This window comes from Geomonas paludis (genome assembly GCF_014193585.1).
Lineage (GTDB): Bacteria > Desulfobacterota > Desulfuromonadia > Geobacterales > Geobacteraceae > Geomonas > Geomonas paludis.
The window spans coordinates 379811-395746 of record NZ_BLXY01000003.1; the positions used below are offsets into that span (position 1 = coordinate 379811).

General features: G+C 63.0%; 11 protein-coding genes. 3 read left to right on the forward strand and 8 right to left on the reverse strand.

Features of this window, described 5'->3' with window-relative positions; translation table 11 throughout:
* Positions 1 to 30 precede the first annotated feature (30 nt).
* The 8 genes from folP to H7687_RS11615 all read right to left on the reverse strand — a co-directional run bounded on the left by folP (position 31) and on the right by H7687_RS11615 (position 10588).
* Positions 31 to 867, reverse strand: coding sequence for a dihydropteroate synthase (gene folP / locus H7687_RS11580; protein ID WP_183347437.1), 837 nt, complete (start codon positions 865 to 867; stop codon positions 31 to 33).
* Positions 867 to 2705, reverse strand: coding sequence for an ATP-dependent zinc metalloprotease FtsH (gene ftsH, locus H7687_RS11585; protein WP_183347439.1), 1839 nt, complete (start codon positions 2703 to 2705; stop codon positions 867 to 869). The genes folP and ftsH overlap by 1 nt, the downstream gene beginning before the upstream one ends.
* Positions 2706 to 2884: 179 nt before the next feature.
* Positions 2885 to 4261, reverse strand: a complete 1377-nt coding sequence (tilS, locus tag H7687_RS11590) for a tRNA lysidine(34) synthetase TilS (protein ID WP_183347449.1) — start codon at positions 4259 to 4261, stop codon at positions 2885 to 2887.
* Between the two features lie 248 nt (positions 4262 to 4509).
* Entirely contained in the window at positions 4510 to 5022 is a 513-nt protein-coding gene (locus H7687_RS11595) for a hypothetical protein (RefSeq protein WP_183347451.1), read from the reverse strand.
* A gap of 176 nt (positions 5023 to 5198) precedes the next feature.
* A complete protein-coding gene (gene opp4C, locus H7687_RS11600) occupies positions 5199 to 6053 on the reverse strand; it encodes an oligopeptide ABC transporter permease (protein WP_183347453.1) in 855 nt (284 codons plus the stop codon).
* 81 nt (positions 6054 to 6134) lie between these two features.
* Positions 6135 to 7115 (reverse strand): ABC transporter permease, encoded by a 981-nt coding sequence (locus tag H7687_RS11605; protein WP_183347455.1) that lies wholly within the window; start codon positions 7113 to 7115, stop codon positions 6135 to 6137.
* A 177-nt stretch (positions 7116 to 7292) separates the two neighbouring features.
* Positions 7293 to 8873 carry a peptide-binding protein gene (locus H7687_RS11610; RefSeq protein ID WP_183347457.1) on the reverse strand — a complete coding sequence of 527 codons (1581 nt, stop codon included), beginning with the start codon at positions 8871 to 8873 and terminating at the stop codon, positions 7293 to 7295.
* Positions 8870 to 10588, reverse strand: a complete 1719-nt coding sequence (locus H7687_RS11615) for a tetratricopeptide repeat protein (RefSeq protein ID WP_183347459.1) — start codon at positions 10586 to 10588, stop codon at positions 8870 to 8872. The genes H7687_RS11610 and H7687_RS11615 overlap by 4 nt, the downstream gene beginning before the upstream one ends.
* 213 nt (positions 10589 to 10801) lie before the next feature.
* Here H7687_RS11615 and H7687_RS11620 point away from each other — a divergent pair, with 213 nt between their 5' ends.
* From H7687_RS11620 to H7687_RS11630, 3 genes are read left to right on the forward strand one after another with little or no spacing between them, the layout of a single operon-like run.
* Positions 10802 to 12364 carry a bifunctional aminoglycoside phosphotransferase/ATP-binding protein gene (locus H7687_RS11620; protein WP_183347461.1) on the forward strand — a complete coding sequence of 521 codons (1563 nt, stop codon included), beginning with the start codon at positions 10802 to 10804 and terminating at the stop codon, positions 12362 to 12364.
* Entirely contained in the window at positions 12361 to 12609 is a 249-nt protein-coding gene (locus H7687_RS11625) for a hypothetical protein (protein ID WP_183347463.1), read from the forward strand. The genes H7687_RS11620 and H7687_RS11625 overlap by 4 nt, the downstream gene beginning before the upstream one ends.
* Positions 12609 to 15845 carry a SpoIIE family protein phosphatase gene (locus H7687_RS11630; RefSeq protein WP_183347465.1) on the forward strand — a complete coding sequence of 1079 codons (3237 nt, stop codon included), beginning with the start codon at positions 12609 to 12611 and terminating at the stop codon, positions 15843 to 15845. The genes H7687_RS11625 and H7687_RS11630 overlap by 1 nt, the downstream gene beginning before the upstream one ends.
* Positions 15846 to 15936 lie beyond the last annotated feature (91 nt).

Genomic DNA, 15936 nt, shown 5'->3' on the forward strand with positions numbered 1-15936 from the left:
AGCCAAAGCTTCCGGTTTTGGTCCCGCGGCCTACATGAGCGCCCGCGTCATCAAGGCGACGTCCCTCATGGCTGCCACGTCATGCACCCGAATTATGGTGGCCCCGTGCACGATCGACATTGCGACCGCGGCAGCGGTGCCGAATACCCGTTCTCCCCCGTCGCGGCCAGTGATGGCGCCGACGAAGGATTTGCGGGAAGGTCCCACCAGGATGGGCCGTCCCAGCGGCAGAAATTCCTCCAGCCGCTTGATCAGTTCCAGGTTGCCCTGGACGCTCTTGCCGAAGCCAAGCCCCGGGTCGATCGCTATGCGCTCTTCGGGGAGCCCCGCTTTCCGGGCCAGCGCAATGGAACCGGCCAGGTACTCTTTCACGTCCGCGATCAGGTCGTCGTAGCCGGTGTCCTTCTGCATGGTGTCGGGCATGCCGCGGGTGTGCATCACCACCACGCCGGCATCGGCCTCGGCCACCACCGCCGCCATCTCCGGGTCGAACATCAGGCCGGTGACGTCGTTGACGATCTCGGCACCGGCGGCACATGCGGCGCGCGCCGCCCCGGCCTTGTAGGTATCGATGGAGATGGGAACGGTGATGCGCCCCTTGAGGGCCTCTATAACGGGAAGCACCCGGTCCAGTTCCTCCTGCAGGCTGACCGCGGGAGCATTGGGCCGGGTGCTTTCACCCCCGATATCTATTATGTCGGCACCTTCCCGCTCCAGCTCACGGGCCCGCTCCACGGCGGCTTCCAGGGAGAAGAAGCGCCCCCCGTCCGAGAAGGAGTCCGGAGTCACGTTCAGGATGCCCATGATCTGCGGACGCTCCAGGGACAGGGTGCGTCGGGAAAGTTCCCAAGTCTTCGCCTTCATCATCACTCGGCGGCGACGGGTTCGGCAGAGACCTCTTTGCCTTCGATGATGCGATCGACCTCCTCGCCGGTCAGGTTTTCCTTCTCGATGAGCGCCAGGGAAATGCGGTGCAGGGAGTCGAGGTTCGCCTTCAGGAGGTCCTGCACGCGGGCGTAGTTCTGCTCGACGATGAGCCTGATCTCGTGATCGATCTCGATGGCGGTCGCCTCGGAGTAGTTCTTCTGGTGCGCCATGTCACGCCCGAGGAAGATCTGCTCGTCCTTCTTGCCGAAGGAAACCGGCCCCAGCTTCTCGCTCATGCCCCACTCGCAGACCATTTTGCGAGCGATGTCGGTGGCGCGCTCGATGTCGTTGCCGGCGCCGGTGGTCATCGAGTTGAAGATGATCTCCTCGGCCACGCGGCCGCCCAGCAGCACGGCGATGCGGTCCAGCAGGGACTCGCGGGAGTAGCTGTGCTTGTCCTCGATGGGGAGCTGCATGGTGACGCCGAGAGCGCGACCGCGCGGGATGATGGAGACCTTGTGCACCGGGTCGGCGCCCGGGATCAGTTTCGCGATCAGGGTGTGCCCCGCCTCGTGGTACGCGGTGTTCTTCTTCTCCTCGTCCGAGATGACCATGGAGCGGCGCTCGACACCCATGAGGACCTTGTCCTTGGCGTCGTCGAAGTCGATCATCTCGACCATGCTCTTTTCCTTGCGGGCGGCGAGCAGCGCTGCCTCGTTGACCACGTTGGAGAGGTCGGCGCCGGAGAAGCCCGGTGTGCCGCGGGCCACCACGCCGAGATCGACGTCCGGGGCGAGCGGGGTCTTCTTGGTGTGCACCTTGAGGATCATCTCGCGGCCCTTCACGTCCGGGCGCGGCACCACGACCTGGCGGTCGAAGCGGCCCGGGCGGAGCAGCGCCGGGTCGAGTACGTCGGGGCGGTTGGTCGCAGCGATGAGGATGACCCCCTCGTTGGATTCGAAGCCGTCCATCTCGACCAGGAGCTGGTTCAGGGTCTGCTCGCGCTCGTCGTGACCGCCGCCAAGGCCTGCGCCGCGGTGGCGACCGACGGCGTCGATCTCGTCGATGAAGATGATGCACGGCGCACTCTTCTTGCCCTGCACGAACAGGTCGCGGACGCGGGAGGCGCCCACGCCGACGAACATCTCGACGAAGTCGGAACCGGAGATGGAGAAGAAGGGAACCCCGGCCTCGCCTGCTATGGCGCGGGCCAAGAGAGTCTTACCTGTGCCCGGAGGGCCCATGAGCAGGACCCCTTTCGGGATACGGCCGCCCAGCTTGGTGAACTTCTTGGGATCCTTCAGGAAGGAGATGATCTCCTCCAGTTCGTCCTTGGCCTCCTCGATGCCGGCCACGTCCTCGAAGGTGATGCGCCCCTGCGCCTCGGTGAGCAGTTTCGCGCGGCTCTTGCCGAAGGCCATCGCCTTGCCGCCGCCGCCTTGCATCTGACGCATGAAGAAGATCCACACGGCGACCAGGAAGATGATCGGGAACCAGGAGACCAGCAGCGAGAACCAGGAGAAGTGCTCCTCCTCCGGGCGGGCCGACACGGCGATCTTCTTCTCGATCAGCTTGTCGGTCAGGTTGGCGTCGGCCGGCTTGAAGGTCCTGAACTCCTTGCCGTCGGCGAACTTGCCGAGGATCTCGTCGCCCTGGATGACCACCGAGGCCACCGGGCGGTTCACGTTCTTCACCTTGCCGGTTTCCACCGCCTCGATGAAGTCGCTGTAGTCCAGTTTTTCCTGGGTCGGCTTGGGCTTGTTGAACAGGTTGAACAACAGGATCATCATCAAGCTGATAACAAGCCAGAGCGCCAGGTTCTTATAGAATTGATTCAAGTTTCCTCCCGATCAATCGGTATGCTGCAAACACTCAATCTGCAATGGTTTTGACATGACACAGAAAGCGTGCTGCTTGGTTGAACGGTCGCCTATGTCGGCTTCCTTATGAGAATGAAGAAAAAAGCGTTCAAATGAGTAAAAAGGATTACCATAAAGGGTGCAGGTTGACAAGAGCTTTAAGGTGTAATTTCAAGAATTTCCACCCGTAAAACCGCGCCAGTCGCGGAAGTTACCCGTCCCTTCTCCCCGACTCTCACCCCGGCCACCCAGATGATCTCCCCCTCGCTGAAAACGAGCGGCACGCGGCTGCGCTCATGAAGGGGCAGCTTCTCGTTGATAAAAAGTTCCTTCACCTTCTGGGATCCTGTCATCCCAAGCGGCGTGAAACGGTCGCCTGGGGTGAAGGGACGCACCAGCCACGGAAACGGCGCCGCCTCCGTCGACAGGTACACGATCCTCTTCGACCCGGTGGCAAGGTCCTCGGGACGCTCCACCCGGCGCACCGTAAGCGCCATGTCGTTGTCGAGGTGGTAGCGCCCCTCACCCGGCACCACCTGCTCCCAACGTTGTGCGGCCTGAGGCGCGGCGCAGGTGAAGCTGAGCCGGTCGTAGCAGCGCTCGACCCGAAGTGTTCCCGGCAGTTTCAAGCTCGCGTTGGGGCGACCGGAACTCGCCAGGCGGTCGATGGCCTCCAGGTGTGCGAGCCCTATGCGCATCAGGTCCCCGCGCAGTTCGTGCAAACCGTGGCGGTAAAGACGCAGGCGCAGTCCACGGTGTTCCTTGAGGAGAGCTTCGATATCGAAGGCAACCGTGTCGTCATCCTGAGAGGCCAGGCGGTCGAAGGCACTGCCGGTGAGGTGTTCCAGGAGTTCCTCGTCCGCGGCGAGGATCTCCGCCGTGGCGGCGAGCCGTTCGCTGATCCGAGGGTTGTACTTCCTGAGGGTGGGAATGAGCTCGTGCCGGATGCTGTTGCGCAGGATGGTGGTATCGGAGTTAGTCGAATCCGTGCGCCAGGTTAGGCCGCGGCCGTTCAAGTAAAGCTCAAGCTCCGCGCGGCTCACCTGCAACAGCGGGCGTTTCACCAAGCTGTCGCCGCTGGCCGTCATGGCGCTCAGGCCGGTGCCGCCGGCCCCGCGCAGCAGCCGGATCAGGACCGTTTCCGCCTGATCGTCGAGATGGTGCGCCACCGCGATGCTGGAAGCGCCGCGCCGTCTGGCCACCTCGTGAAAGAAGGCGTAGCGTGCCTGTCGGCCGGCGTCCTCTAGGGAGAGGCCTTCAGCGGCAGCGAAGGAAGCAACGTCGACGCGGATGGCGACGAAAGGGAGATGGTGGCGGGTGGCGATGTCCGAGACGAATTTCTCGTCGTCGTCAGATTCGGAGCCGCGCAGGCAGTGGTTCAGGTGGGCGACCACGAGGTTCAGGCGTTCGTCCGCGAGTCGGGACATGATGTCCAGTAGAGCCACCGAGTCGGCGCCCCCCGACACCGCGACCACCACGGTCTCGCCAGGAGCGAATAAGTGTTGGGAGCGGACGTGAGTGACGAGGTCTTTCAAATGGGGAGGCTCCATACGAGATGAGTTATTGACGGCAGTGCAGGCGAGTTCAGCAAAGGGGTCGGGCAGTGTTGGGCTAATGATTATTCGCCCCTACAGAGTCTGCGGCAGTTCACCCAAGAAATGAGTCCGTTTGTAGGGGCGAATAAATATTCGCCCAGCCCAAGCGGCAACAACCGTTGCGGCCACGCCAAGGCAAGCAACTTTCCCGGGCACCCAAACGTAGAACGTAGAACGTAGAACGTCCGTTAGTCCTTAAGCGTGCACTCCCTCTCCCAGGTGTTGTACCCGTCCCCCACGATGTCCCAGAACGACTCGATGCGCCCGGCGTAGTAATCCAGTTCCGAGCATTCCGACTCGATGGCCTGGAGGAACTTGAGCGAGATGAGCTGGTGGCCGAAGAGGAAGCGGTAGAACTCGCGGATCCCGGCCAGGTATCCCTCGATCTCGGAGGCCAGCGGCTCCATGGTGTTGACGATGTACCAGTTGCCGGCGAACTGGCGCACGATGCCCGGGCGCTCGTCGAAGATGCTGCGTCCCTTGATGGAAACCACGAAATCGCGGGTAAAGTAATCCGCCGCCCCCGCGAGCGCCGTCGCCTGTTCCGGCGACATCCCCGTCAGCTGTATTTCCTCGTAGAAGCGGTGCAGCAGGTCGCTCACCAGCTTATCCACCCGCACCTCGTCCTCGAGGGTCGTCGGCACGTAATCCCTTTTATCAACCTTCAACACGTCGAATGCCTCTTCGCAAAGTTCAGCCATGTGCTCCTCTTATGAAACATGTTCTACGTTCTATGTTCTAAGTTCTACGTTAACTGCTCTTACACCAACGCTCTCAGTTCTGTCCTCTGCACTAGCAACCAAGACAGAAGAGGTTCATGGTTCTAACAACGTAGAACGTAGAACCTAGAACGTAGAACGTCTGTTAGACTTTTGTGTTAGCCTTGTCTTCTCGGATCCAGCGCGTCCCGGATCCCCTCCCCTACCAGGTTGTAGGAAAGCACCGTCACCAGGATGGCCACGCCCGGGAACAGCGACAGCCACCAGGCGAACTCTATGTAATCCTTGCCGGAGGTCAGGATGTTGCCCCAACTCGGCGTCGGCGGCTGCACCCCGATCCCCAGGAAGGAGAGCGCGGACTCCGTCAGGATGGCGCCCGCCACCCCGAGCGTCGCGGAGACCAGCACCGGCGACAAAGCGTTGGGCAAAATGTGCCGGAAGATGATGCGCAGGTCCGACGCACCCAGCACGCGGGCCGCCAGGATGAAGTCGCGATTCTTCAGCGACAACACCTCGGCACGCACCAGTCGTGCCACCCCCATCCATCCCGTCAGGCCGATGATCACCATGATGTACCAGATGGAAGGTTCCAGCATGGCGATCACGGCGAGAATCAGGAAGAAGGTCGGGAAGCAGAGCATGATGTCGACCAGCCGCATCAGCACCGAGTCCACCCAGCCGCCGTAAAAGCCTGCGAAGAGTCCGATTACCGTCCCGATGACCACCGCGATGCCGACGGCAACGAAACCGACCTTCAACGAGACGCGGGCGCCGTACACGACGCGGGTGAAGACGTCGCGCCCAAGCTCATCGGTCCCGAACCAGTGACTGGCGGAAGGGGGCAGCAGTACGTGCCACGCGTCGATGGTGTCGGGGCTGTACGGCGTCACCAGCGCCGCAGCTAAAGAAAGCAGGAACAGGACCACGATCACCACCAATCCCGCCGTCGCAAAGCGGTTGGTCGTGAAGCGCTCCCAGAATTCCCTAAATGGGCTGCTCACCTGCTCACGCATACAGCCCCCGCAGCGCCCGCCTTCCCGGGTTCTCAATCTTAATCTTAATCTTTATCTTTATCTCAGTTTTAATCTGCCTCATCATCCCCTCCCGTGCCTGATGCGGGGATCCGCCACGGCGTAGCAGAGGTCTGCCAACAGGTTACCGATCAGGGTGAGGCAGGCGCCGATCACCAGGATGCCCATCACCAGCGGGTAGTCGCGCGCCATGACGCCCTGGTAGAAGAGCTGCCCCATCCCGGGGATGGAGAAGATGGTCTCGAAGATGACGCTGCCGCCGATCAGGGCCGGGAGCGAGAAGCCGAGCAGCGTGATCACGGGAAGCAGCGCGTTCTTCAGGGCGTGGCGGTAGATGATCACCCGCTCGCGCACCCCCTTGGCCCGGGCGGTGGTGATGTAGTCCTGCGACAGCACCTCGATCATGGTGGAGCGCATGTAGCGGGACAGGCCGGCCAGGGAGCCGAAGGTGGCGATGGAGATGGGAAGCACCAGGTGCCGGGCGAGGTCCGCGCTGCGCCAAAAGAAGGACCACTGGTCGCTTCCCAGCGAGTGGATCCCGGAGATGGGGAGCCAGCCGAGCTTCACGCCGAAGAGGTACATGCACAAAAGCGCGAGCCAGAAGGTCGGCACGGCAAAGCCGACGAAGACGAACACCGAGATGGCGCGGTCCAGCAGCGTGTCCCGGTGCACGGCAGCCATGATGCCGATCGGCAGCGCCAGGCCGAACTCCAGGATCAGGGCGATCACGTTGAGCGAAATGGTGATCGGGATCCTTTCCTTGATCTTGTCCAGGACCGGCCGGTTGTCGGGCGCGAAGGAGCGGCCGAAGTCCAGTCGCGACAGGTTGGAGAGCCACATGCCGTACTGCACGTGCAGCGGCTTGTCCAGCCCGTAGAACTCGCGCAGCCGGGCCCGCGTCGCGGCCGAGGCCTTGGGACTCATGGCGGTCGCCATCTCCACCGGTTCCCCCGGCGCGAGATGGATCACCGTGAAGGTGATCAGCGTGATCCCCAAAAGGAGCGGGACCAGCATGAGTATCCGTTTGATCAGGTAGTTGGCCATAATTCTCTAAAGTAGTAGCTGCAACAGGTTGGTACCCTCTCCTTCCGGGAGAGGGTGCCCGAAGGGCGGGTGAGGGCTTTCTCTTGCACCGGCTCTCCCTCACCCTGGCCCTCTCCCGGAGGGAGAGGGGATGTGGACGTATGTGTCGGAAGACCGTCCATAAACGGCAAACATTGCCTAGTCGACGTACCACTTGATGAAGTTGTGCATTATTCCCGCGGGCGCTGGCTCTATCCCCTTGATCCTGGACGTCACTACCGGCAACGCATCCGGCACGTACAGGAACGTGTAAGGCTGGTCCTTGGCCAGGATCTCCTGGATCTGGTAGTAGCAGTCGCGCCGCTTGGCCATGTCGAAGGTGCCGCGCCCCTCCACGATGAGGCGGTCCAGTTCCGGGTTCAGGTAATGGATGAAGTTCAACTCCTTGGGCCCGGTCTTGGAGGAGTGCCAGACGTCGTACAGGTCGGGGTCCTGGGAGATGGTCCACCCCATGAGCACCACCTCGAACTTCCCCTTGTCAATGAAGTTGGTCAGAAACGACGCCCACTCCATCACCCGGATCTTCACGTCGATGCCGACCTTTTTCAGGCGCATCTGGATGATCTGGGCGCATTTCAGGCGCTGGTCGTTGCCCTGGTTGGTCATGATGGTGAAGCTGAGCGGCTTGCCCCCCCGCGTCATGATACCGTCCGCCCCCATCCGGTACCCCGCCTCCTCCAGCAGGGCCTTGGCACGGGCCGGATCGTAAGCAGGATCGTTGTCCACCTTGGCCTTGTAGGCCCAGGTGCCGGGCTTGTAGGGGCCGTGGGCGATCTGTCCCATGCCGAGCAGGACCCCCTGGATGATCTCTTCCTTGTTGATGGCGCAGGTGATGGCCCGGCGCACCCTGACGTCCTGGAACATGGGCAGGCGCAGGTTGTAGCCCAGGTAGGTGTAGGCCGAGGCCGGGTAGCGGTACTTGTTGAAGCGCGCCAGGAATTCCTTGCCGGTGGTCTGGCGCTGGTACTGCACCGGGGAGAGTCCCATCATGTCCACCCCGCCCGCTTTCAGCTCCATGTACATGGTCGAGTTGTCGGGGATGATGCGATAGACGTAGCGGGAGAGACGCGGCGCCCCCTCCCAGTACTTCGGGTTTGCCTCCAGGATTACCCTCTGCCCCGGGACCCACTCCTTGAAGATGTAGGGGCCGGTGCCCACCGGGTTGCGCGAGAGCGGACTCTTGGTGATGTCCTTCCCCTCCAAAAGGTGCGCCGGCAGGATCGGCATGCCCCATGAGGCAAGCGCCGGGGCAAAGGGTTTGGCATAGGTGACCCGGAAGGTGTAGCTGTCGGGGGCCTGTGCGCTCTGCACCTGCTTGAAGTCCTCGGCGTATGCGGTCGGGGTCTTGGGATCGACGGTAACGCGATAGGTGTACAGCACGTCGCGCGAGGTGAAGTCGTGGCCGTCGTGCCACTTCACCCCGCGCCGCAGGTGGAAGGTGATCTGCAGCCCGTCGCGGGAAACCTCCCAGGATTCGGCAAGGTCCCCTTCCAGCTTCAGGTTCTTGTCGTAACGCACCAGGCCGTTGTACACCAGGCCCGAGATGTCGCTGGAGGAACTGTCCGAAGCGAGGATCGGGATCAGGTTGGAAGGCTCGCCGATGCTCCCGGTGACAAACTGGGCGCCCCCCTGTGCCTGTGTCTTATTCCAGGGTGCATCCTGTCCGCAGGCGGCCAAGCATAGGAAGAGCAGGAGGCAGACGGTGCGTGCCAGGCTCATTTCTCACCGGCTTCCTGGCGGCAGTGCTTGATCTTCTCGGCCAACTCGGCGCTCTGCTCGGGCTCCATCTTCTGCAGCTTCTTGTAGAGCGGCAGCGCCTTCTTGAAGATGCGAGCGGCGCAGTAGACGTCGGCCAGGTGCAAAAGCACGGTGGCATCGCCGCCGGAAAGCTCGGCAGCGCGCTCCAGTTGGATCATGGCGTCGTTGTAGCGCTTGAGCTTGAAGTAGGTCCACCCCAGGCTGTCCAGAATGAAACCGTCGTCCGGCCTCAGGCTCACCGCCTTTTTCAGGTAGGTCAGCGCCTCCTCCAGGTTCACCCCCATCTCGGCGTAGGTGTAGCCGAGGTAGTTGAGCGCCTGCGGGTCGTCGGGAGTGGCCTCCAGCACCTTCTTCATCATGCCGACCGACAGTTCCTTCTGCCCCATCTTGTCGTAGAGGATGCCCAGCCGGAACAGCACGCGCGCGTCGGACTGCAGCTTCGGGTCCATCGATTTAAGCGTGTCGATGCCGCGCTGGTACTGCTCCATCGACTCGTAGAAGCCGGCCAGGTGTAGGTAGGGCTCGATGCGGTTAGGCTGCTCGCTGATCTCCTGCAAGAGCAGGGCGACGCCCTTCTCCGGCTGCCCCTTCTCCTTGTACAGGTAGGCCAGGTGCCCAAGTGCATCGAAATAGTAGGGCGAGTCCCGGGAGATCTGCTTGAACTGCTCGATCGCCTGGTCCACATCCTCCTTCTCCTCGAAGGCCGAGGCGAGGTAGAAGCGGACCTGCTGCGCGGCGGGTTCCACCGCGAGGATATCCTGAAAGGTCTTGATGGCCTCGTCGTAACGCTCGAGTTCCAGCAGCAGCAAGCCGATCTTGCGCGAGGTCTCCAGCGACTTGCCCCCCTTTTGCTGCAGCAGGGCAAGGGCCTCGTCGAGACGCTTCTGCTGGATGTAGAGCTGCGCCAGGTGCTGAATGACGTTGGCGTTGTTGGGGTTGATCTCCAGGAGATCCTTGTAGCTGTCGATGGCGTCCGGGATCAGCCCCTGGGTCTCCTGGGAGATCCCCATCTCGATCAGGGCCTGTTCGAAATCCGGCTTCAGTTCGACCGCCTTCTTGTAGTAGGCGAGCGCCTCCTTGGGGAGCCGCATCTGCTCGTAGGTCTTGGCGAGGTAGTAGTACCCCAGCGCGGAGTCCGGGGAGGCCTTCACCAGCGCCTTCAGGGTGTCCACCGCCTGCTCGTACTCGAAGCTCTTCAAGTAGTAGATGGCGATGTGCAGGTAGACCTCTTCCTTGGTGGGATCGATCTCGATCACCTTCTTGTAATGCGGGATCGCTTCCTTCTCGCGCTGCAGGCTCATCAGGATGTTGCCGCACAGCTGCTGGGCCTGCAGGGAAGCGGGATCGATGGCGATGGCGGCCTGGCACTCGGACAGGGCATCGTCCGGGCGGTTCTGCTGCAGGTAGATCTGTGCTGCGGCATTGTGCAGGTACGCGGAGTTGGGATCGGCGGCGATCGCCTCGCGCAGCAGGAGCAGCGCCCCCTCCTGGTCCCCTTCGGCGGCGCGCAGTCTTGCCATGGCGAACAGGGAAAGGTTCTTCGCTTCTCCGGGGGGAGGGGTCGGCGCGATAACCGCGCCCCGCTCGTTAAGCGGTGACGAGACCGAAGCTTGCTCGGTGGCGCAGGCGTTGATCAGCAGGGGCAGGAAAAGGAGCGCTAGACACTTCTTGGTCATGGGTTACCTGTGGCTTCGGTAGATTTCGGGCAAAATCTAAAAAACGCGGCACCCCGGTGGGATACAGTATCCGGGGTGGCGCGGTTTACTACATGAAAGCTAGCATAAATAGGTAACAGCGTCAAACAACATTTAGATGCATTTTAGACTGTTGCACCTCAAATGCGGTATGGTACTATTCTTAAGTGAAATCATTGGTTTACCGGCAAAACGATGGATCAAAAGCTTATAAAATCGCTACTTGAAGCACCAGCCTACCCAGAGCCGACGGCAGAGGTGCGCCTGGTCGAGACCCACGTCTCCTTCATCTTCATCACCGACCACTTCGTATACAAGGTAAAAAAGGCCGTCGATTACGGCTTTCTGGACTTCACCACGCTGGACCGGCGCCGCTTCTACTGCGGCGAGGAGGTGCGCCTGAACCGGCGCCTGTGCCCCGACGTCTACCTGGGGGTGGTCGAGCTCCGGGAGACCCCGCAGGGCGCTGCCTTCAACGGTTCCGGCAAGGTCATCGACTACGCCGTCAAGATGAAACGCCTGCCCCAGGAGCGCATGCTGGACCAGCTCCTCAAGGACGGGGCCGCCTGCGCCGCCGACATGGCCCGCATCGCGACCGCCGTGGCCTCCTTTCATGCCGCAGCGGAGCGAGATCCGCAGATCGAGGCCTGCGGCTCCCCCGCCGAGATCGGACAAAACTGGGAGCAGAACTTCCGCCAGAGCGCCCCCTTCGTCGGGACCACGCTGCTGGCCGGGGAACTGGCGGAAATCCGCCAATGGGCCATCGCCTTCCTGTCCGAAAACGAGACGCTGTTCCAGGCCCGGATCGCGGAAGGCTTCATCAGGGATTGCGACGGCGACCTGCACTCCGGCAACATCTGCCTCACCGACCCGGTCTGCATCTTCGACTGCATCGAGTTCAACGAGCGCTTCCGCTACATCGACACCGCCGCCGACCTCGCCTTCCTGCTCATGGACCTGGAGTATGCCGGCCGCCCCGACCTGGCGCGGGAACTGCTGGCCGCCTACTGTGCGGCAAGCGGCGACCGCAGCATGGCGCCGCTGCTCGACTTTTACAAGGCGCAGCGGGCCTTCGTGCGCGGCAAGGTCACCAGCCTGCGCCTGGGGCAGCCGGGGATGAGCCAGGAGCAGTCCGCTGCGGTGCGGGAAGCCGCCCGGCGCTACTACCGCTTGGCGCGCGGCTACACACTGAGAAGCCGGCTCGCGCCGACGCTCATCCTCACCTGCGGCCTGAGCGGCTCCGGCAAGAGCAGCCTGGCCGCCGAGGTCAGCCGCGAACTCGGTTTCGACCTCGCCCGCTCCGATCTGCTGCGCAAGGCGCTGGCCGGCGTGCCGGCTGCAGGCGTCGAACCGGACGCAACCTACCGCGCCGGGATCTACAGCGAGGCCATGGACCGGGCCACCTACGACGCCCTCCTGGTCGAAGCCGAGCGCTCCCTTGCCGGCGGCAGGGGCATCGTGGCGGACGCGACCTTCCAGCGGCGTGCCGACCGGGAGCGCTTCAGGGAACTCGCAGCCAGAATGGGCGTCCCCTTCCTGGTCGTCGAAACGCGCTGTCCGGAAGAGGTTACCCGCGAACGGCTGGAGCGGCGCCGCCACGACCCGACCGAAGTCTCCGACGCCCGTTGGGAGCAGTACCAGCAGCAGCGCGCGGAATTCCAGGCGCCGCAGTCCGGGGAAAGCCTGCTGCTCGACAGCACCCTTCCGGTCTGGGACGAGGCGGAGCGGGTGCTCTCCGCCATGGGGTTGACGGCATGAAGACCAACTTGAAGCAAATCGTGCTGCACCGGCTCAAGCTGAAGGACACCTGGGTGATCGCCTTCATCCTCGGCCTGGTGATGATGAACTACCCCTTCATCAGCATCTTCAACAAGCCGACCCTTCCCTTCGGCATCCCGCTCCTCTACCTCTACCTGCTGACCGGCTGGGTCTTCTCCATCTTCATCGTCTACCTGTTCAGCCGGGCGGCACGCAAGGACAGCGACACCAAGGGGCACATGTAATGCTGGACGTGAACTGGGTCTGGGGCACCGCCCTGCTCTACATAGCATTTCTGTTCCTGGTCGCCTACTACGCCGACCAGCGCCAGAAGGCCGGCCGCAGCATCACCGCCAACGCCTGGGTCTACGCCCTCTCCATAGCGGTCTACGCCACCTCCTGGACCTTCTACGGCTCGGTCGGCAAGGCGGCCACCACCGGCATCGATTTCCTCCCGGTCTACCTGGGCCCCACCCTGACCGCCTTCAGCTGGTGGTTCCTGCTCAAGAAGATGGTGAGGATCTCCAAGGAAAACAACATCACCTCCATCGCCGACTTCATCAGTTCCCGCTACGGCTCCTCGCAGTGGCTGGGCGGCATCATCACCGTCATCACCCTGATGGGGGTGATGCCCTACATCGCCCTGCAGTTGAAAGCCATCTCCACCTCCTTCACCATCATCACCGGCTACCACGACTTCCACGTCGGCTTCATGGAACGGGTCTACATGCCCTCCCCCCACCCGGGCCTGTTCACCGCGCTCTTTCTCGCCGTGTTCAGCGTGCTGTTCGGGGCGAGGCACCTGATCTCCACGGAGCGCCACGACGGCCTGGTGGCGGCGATCGCGCTGGAATCGGTGGTGAAGCTGTTCGCCATGCTCACCGTCGGCCTGTGCGTCACCTACTTCGCCTTCGACGGCATGGCCGACATCTTCCAGCGCATGCAGGTGAAGGATCCGCAGCTCCTGGCGCGGCTCACCACCTTGAGCGACCGCGGCAACAACTCCTACGCCTCCATGTTCAGCATCCTGACCCTTTCCATGGGCGCCGTGATGCTCCTGCCGCGCCAGTTCCAGATCATGGTGCTGGAGAACGCGCACGAGTCGCACCTGAACACGGCATCCTGGCGCTTCCCGGCCTACATGTTCCTGATGAACCTGTTCGTGATGCCCATCGCCCTGGCCGGCGTGCTCATGAACGGCAACAACACGGGGGCCGACTACTTCGTGCTCACCCTCCCCATGCAGCTTGGCTACCCCTGGCTCGCGCTGGTCGCCTTCCTGGGCGGCTTCTCCGCCTCGGCCGGGATGGTGATGGTGGAATCCATCGCCGTCTCCACCATGCTGTTGAACCACGTGCTGCTGCCGGTGGTGATCAAGCTCAAGCCGCGCACCTGGTTCCCGCTGCTGCTCATCAACCTCAAGCGCTTCGGCATCGTGCTGGTCATCCTTTTGGGCTACCTGTACCAGAGCGTGGTCGGCGAAAGTTACATGCTGGCCAACATGGGGCTCATCTCCTTCTCGGCGGCGATCCAGTTCGCACCGGCCCTGGTGGGCGGCCTCTACTGGCCCCGCGGCAACAAGGCGGGCGCCATCGTGGGGCTCTTGGCCGGCTTCGCGGTCTGGTTCTACACGCTGCTCATGCCCTCGCTGTTGCAGGCCGGCGGCTGGCAGGGGAATTTCCTGCTCCACGGCCCCTTCGGCATCGCCCTGCTGCGTCCCCAGGAGCTGTTCGGACTGACCGGCCTGGACCCGTACACGCACACCCTGTTCTGGAGCATGTTCATGAACATCTCCGCCTACGTCTCCCTCTCCATCCTGTTGGGCCAGGGGGAGAAGGAGCGCGAGCAGGTGAACCGCTTCGTCCGCGTCTTCACCCCCGAGAGCGCCGAGCCGCAGTGGGAAACCAAGCGCCTTTCCAAGCCGGTCACCATCGTGCAGTTCGTGAACCTCATGACCAAGTTCATCGGCGAGCAGCAGGCCAACGCCGCCATCACCGACTACCTCGGGGACCGCGAGATCGACAGCAAGGGGGGCGTCTCCGAGTTCGAGCTCCCCAACCTGAAGCGCTTCGTGGAGAAGACCCTGGCCGGCTCTCTGGGCGGGGCGGCGGCGGGGGCCGTGGTCGAGAGCTTCCTCTCCGACATCGGTTCGCGCATGGAGCCGGTCTACGACATCTTCTCCACGGTGCGCACCTCCCGCGACCAGAGCCGGGAGGCCCTCTTCGTCAGGCTGCGCGCCTCGGAGATCATGAACCGGTCGCTGGAGCTGGACATCATCATGGGCGACCTCCTGGAACTGTTGCTGCGCGAGTTCAAGCTCGACCTCGCGGTGATCCGCCTTTTGAACCAGGAAGCGGTGCTGCAGGTGCGCTGCTTCCGCGGCATCGGCGGGGAGCGGCTCACCGCGGAGGACCGCATCCTGGAGATCGACACCCACGTCGGCGAGGCCTTCCTCGGGCGACGCACCGAGTTCTTCAACGACACCGCCTTCATCAGCAAGCCCATCGCCAAGGAGATCTTCCGCCGCGAGGGGATCAAGTCCTTCGCCCACATCCCCATCGCCAGCGAGGGATCCCAGCCGGTCGGCATCCTCTCGGTCTTCTCGCGCTCCATCGTGGGGCTTTTCACCGAGCAGTTCGTGGAACTCCTGGAGAGCCTCGCCGGGCAGCTGGCGCAGGCGGTGCGCATCGTCGAGGAACGCGAGGCCAAGGAACGGGAGCGGCGCCAGAAGGAAGCGGCCCTTTTGGAGAATGCCCGCGTCACGCGCGACCTGGAGCTCGCCAAGCAGATCCAGCTGTCCCTGCTCCCGGAGGCCCCCCCCACCCTGCCGGGGGTGCGCATCGCCAGCCGCTGCGTCCCCGCCGCCCACGTCGGGGGGGACTACTACGACTTCTTCGAGCGCGGCGACCAGGTGGTGGACCTGGTCATGGCCGACGTCTCCGGCCACAGCGTGGGTGCCGCGCTGATCATGGTGGAAACGCGCAGCGTGCTCAGGGCGCAGATCAAGGAGCCGCGTTCGGCGAGCGACCTCCTGAAACTCCTGAACGAGCTCCTCCACGACGACCTGACCGGCGCCGAACTGTTCATCACCATGTTCTGCGCGAGGTACGACAGCGCGACCCGGACGCTCAGGTACGCCAACGCCGGCCACACCCGCCCGCTTCTGTTCCGCGCCGGGACTGCCATCGAGCTGGACGCCGAAGGTCTCATCCTCGGGGTCGAGCGCAACGTCGCCTTCGAGGAACAGCACATGGCGCTGCAGGCGGGGGACCTCCTCTTCATCTACACCGACGGCATCATCGAGGCCGAGAACGGCGCCGGCGAGCTCTTCGGCATCCCGAGGCTGTGCGGGCTGCTCGAAACCATGCTGGAACTGGAGCCCGAAGTGGTGATCGAAAAGGTGCTCTCGGAGGTTTCATCCTACGCCTGGCCCAATCCTTTACAGGACGACATATCCATGGTAGTCATGAAAGTTGCCTGAACCAAAGGCGGCGCCACTTGCTAAATGTCGGCACTTATTGCACAATAAATCTGGCGGTATACCGTACGGACCTCACTACAAGGAGATGGAC

What these genes read in the sequence shown, in the direction of transcription:
- folP (WP_183347437.1), bottom strand. Translation starts at nt 867, where the DNA reads ATGATGAAGGCGAAGACTTGGGAACTTTCCCGACGCACCCTGTCCCTG.
- H7687_RS11595 (WP_183347451.1), bottom strand. Translation starts at nt 5,022, where the DNA reads ATGGCTGAACTTTGCGAAGAGGCATTCGACGTGTTGAAGGTTGATAAA.
- opp4C (WP_183347453.1), bottom strand. Translation starts at nt 6,053, where the DNA reads ATGCGTGAGCAGGTGAGCAGCCCATTTAGGGAATTCTGGGAGCGCTTC.
- H7687_RS11605 (WP_183347455.1), bottom strand. Translation starts at nt 7,115, where the DNA reads ATGGCCAACTACCTGATCAAACGGATACTCATGCTGGTCCCGCTCCTT.
- H7687_RS11610 (WP_183347457.1), bottom strand. Translation starts at nt 8,873, where the DNA reads ATGAGCCTGGCACGCACCGTCTGCCTCCTGCTCTTCCTATGCTTGGCC.
- H7687_RS11615 (WP_183347459.1), bottom strand. Translation starts at nt 10,588, where the DNA reads ATGACCAAGAAGTGTCTAGCGCTCCTTTTCCTGCCCCTGCTGATCAAC.
- H7687_RS11620 (WP_183347461.1), top strand. Translation starts at nt 10,802, where the DNA reads ATGGATCAAAAGCTTATAAAATCGCTACTTGAAGCACCAGCCTACCCA.
- H7687_RS11625 (WP_183347463.1), top strand. Translation starts at nt 12,361, where the DNA reads ATGAAGACCAACTTGAAGCAAATCGTGCTGCACCGGCTCAAGCTGAAG.
- H7687_RS11630 (WP_183347465.1), top strand. Translation starts at nt 12,609, where the DNA reads ATGCTGGACGTGAACTGGGTCTGGGGCACCGCCCTGCTCTACATAGCA.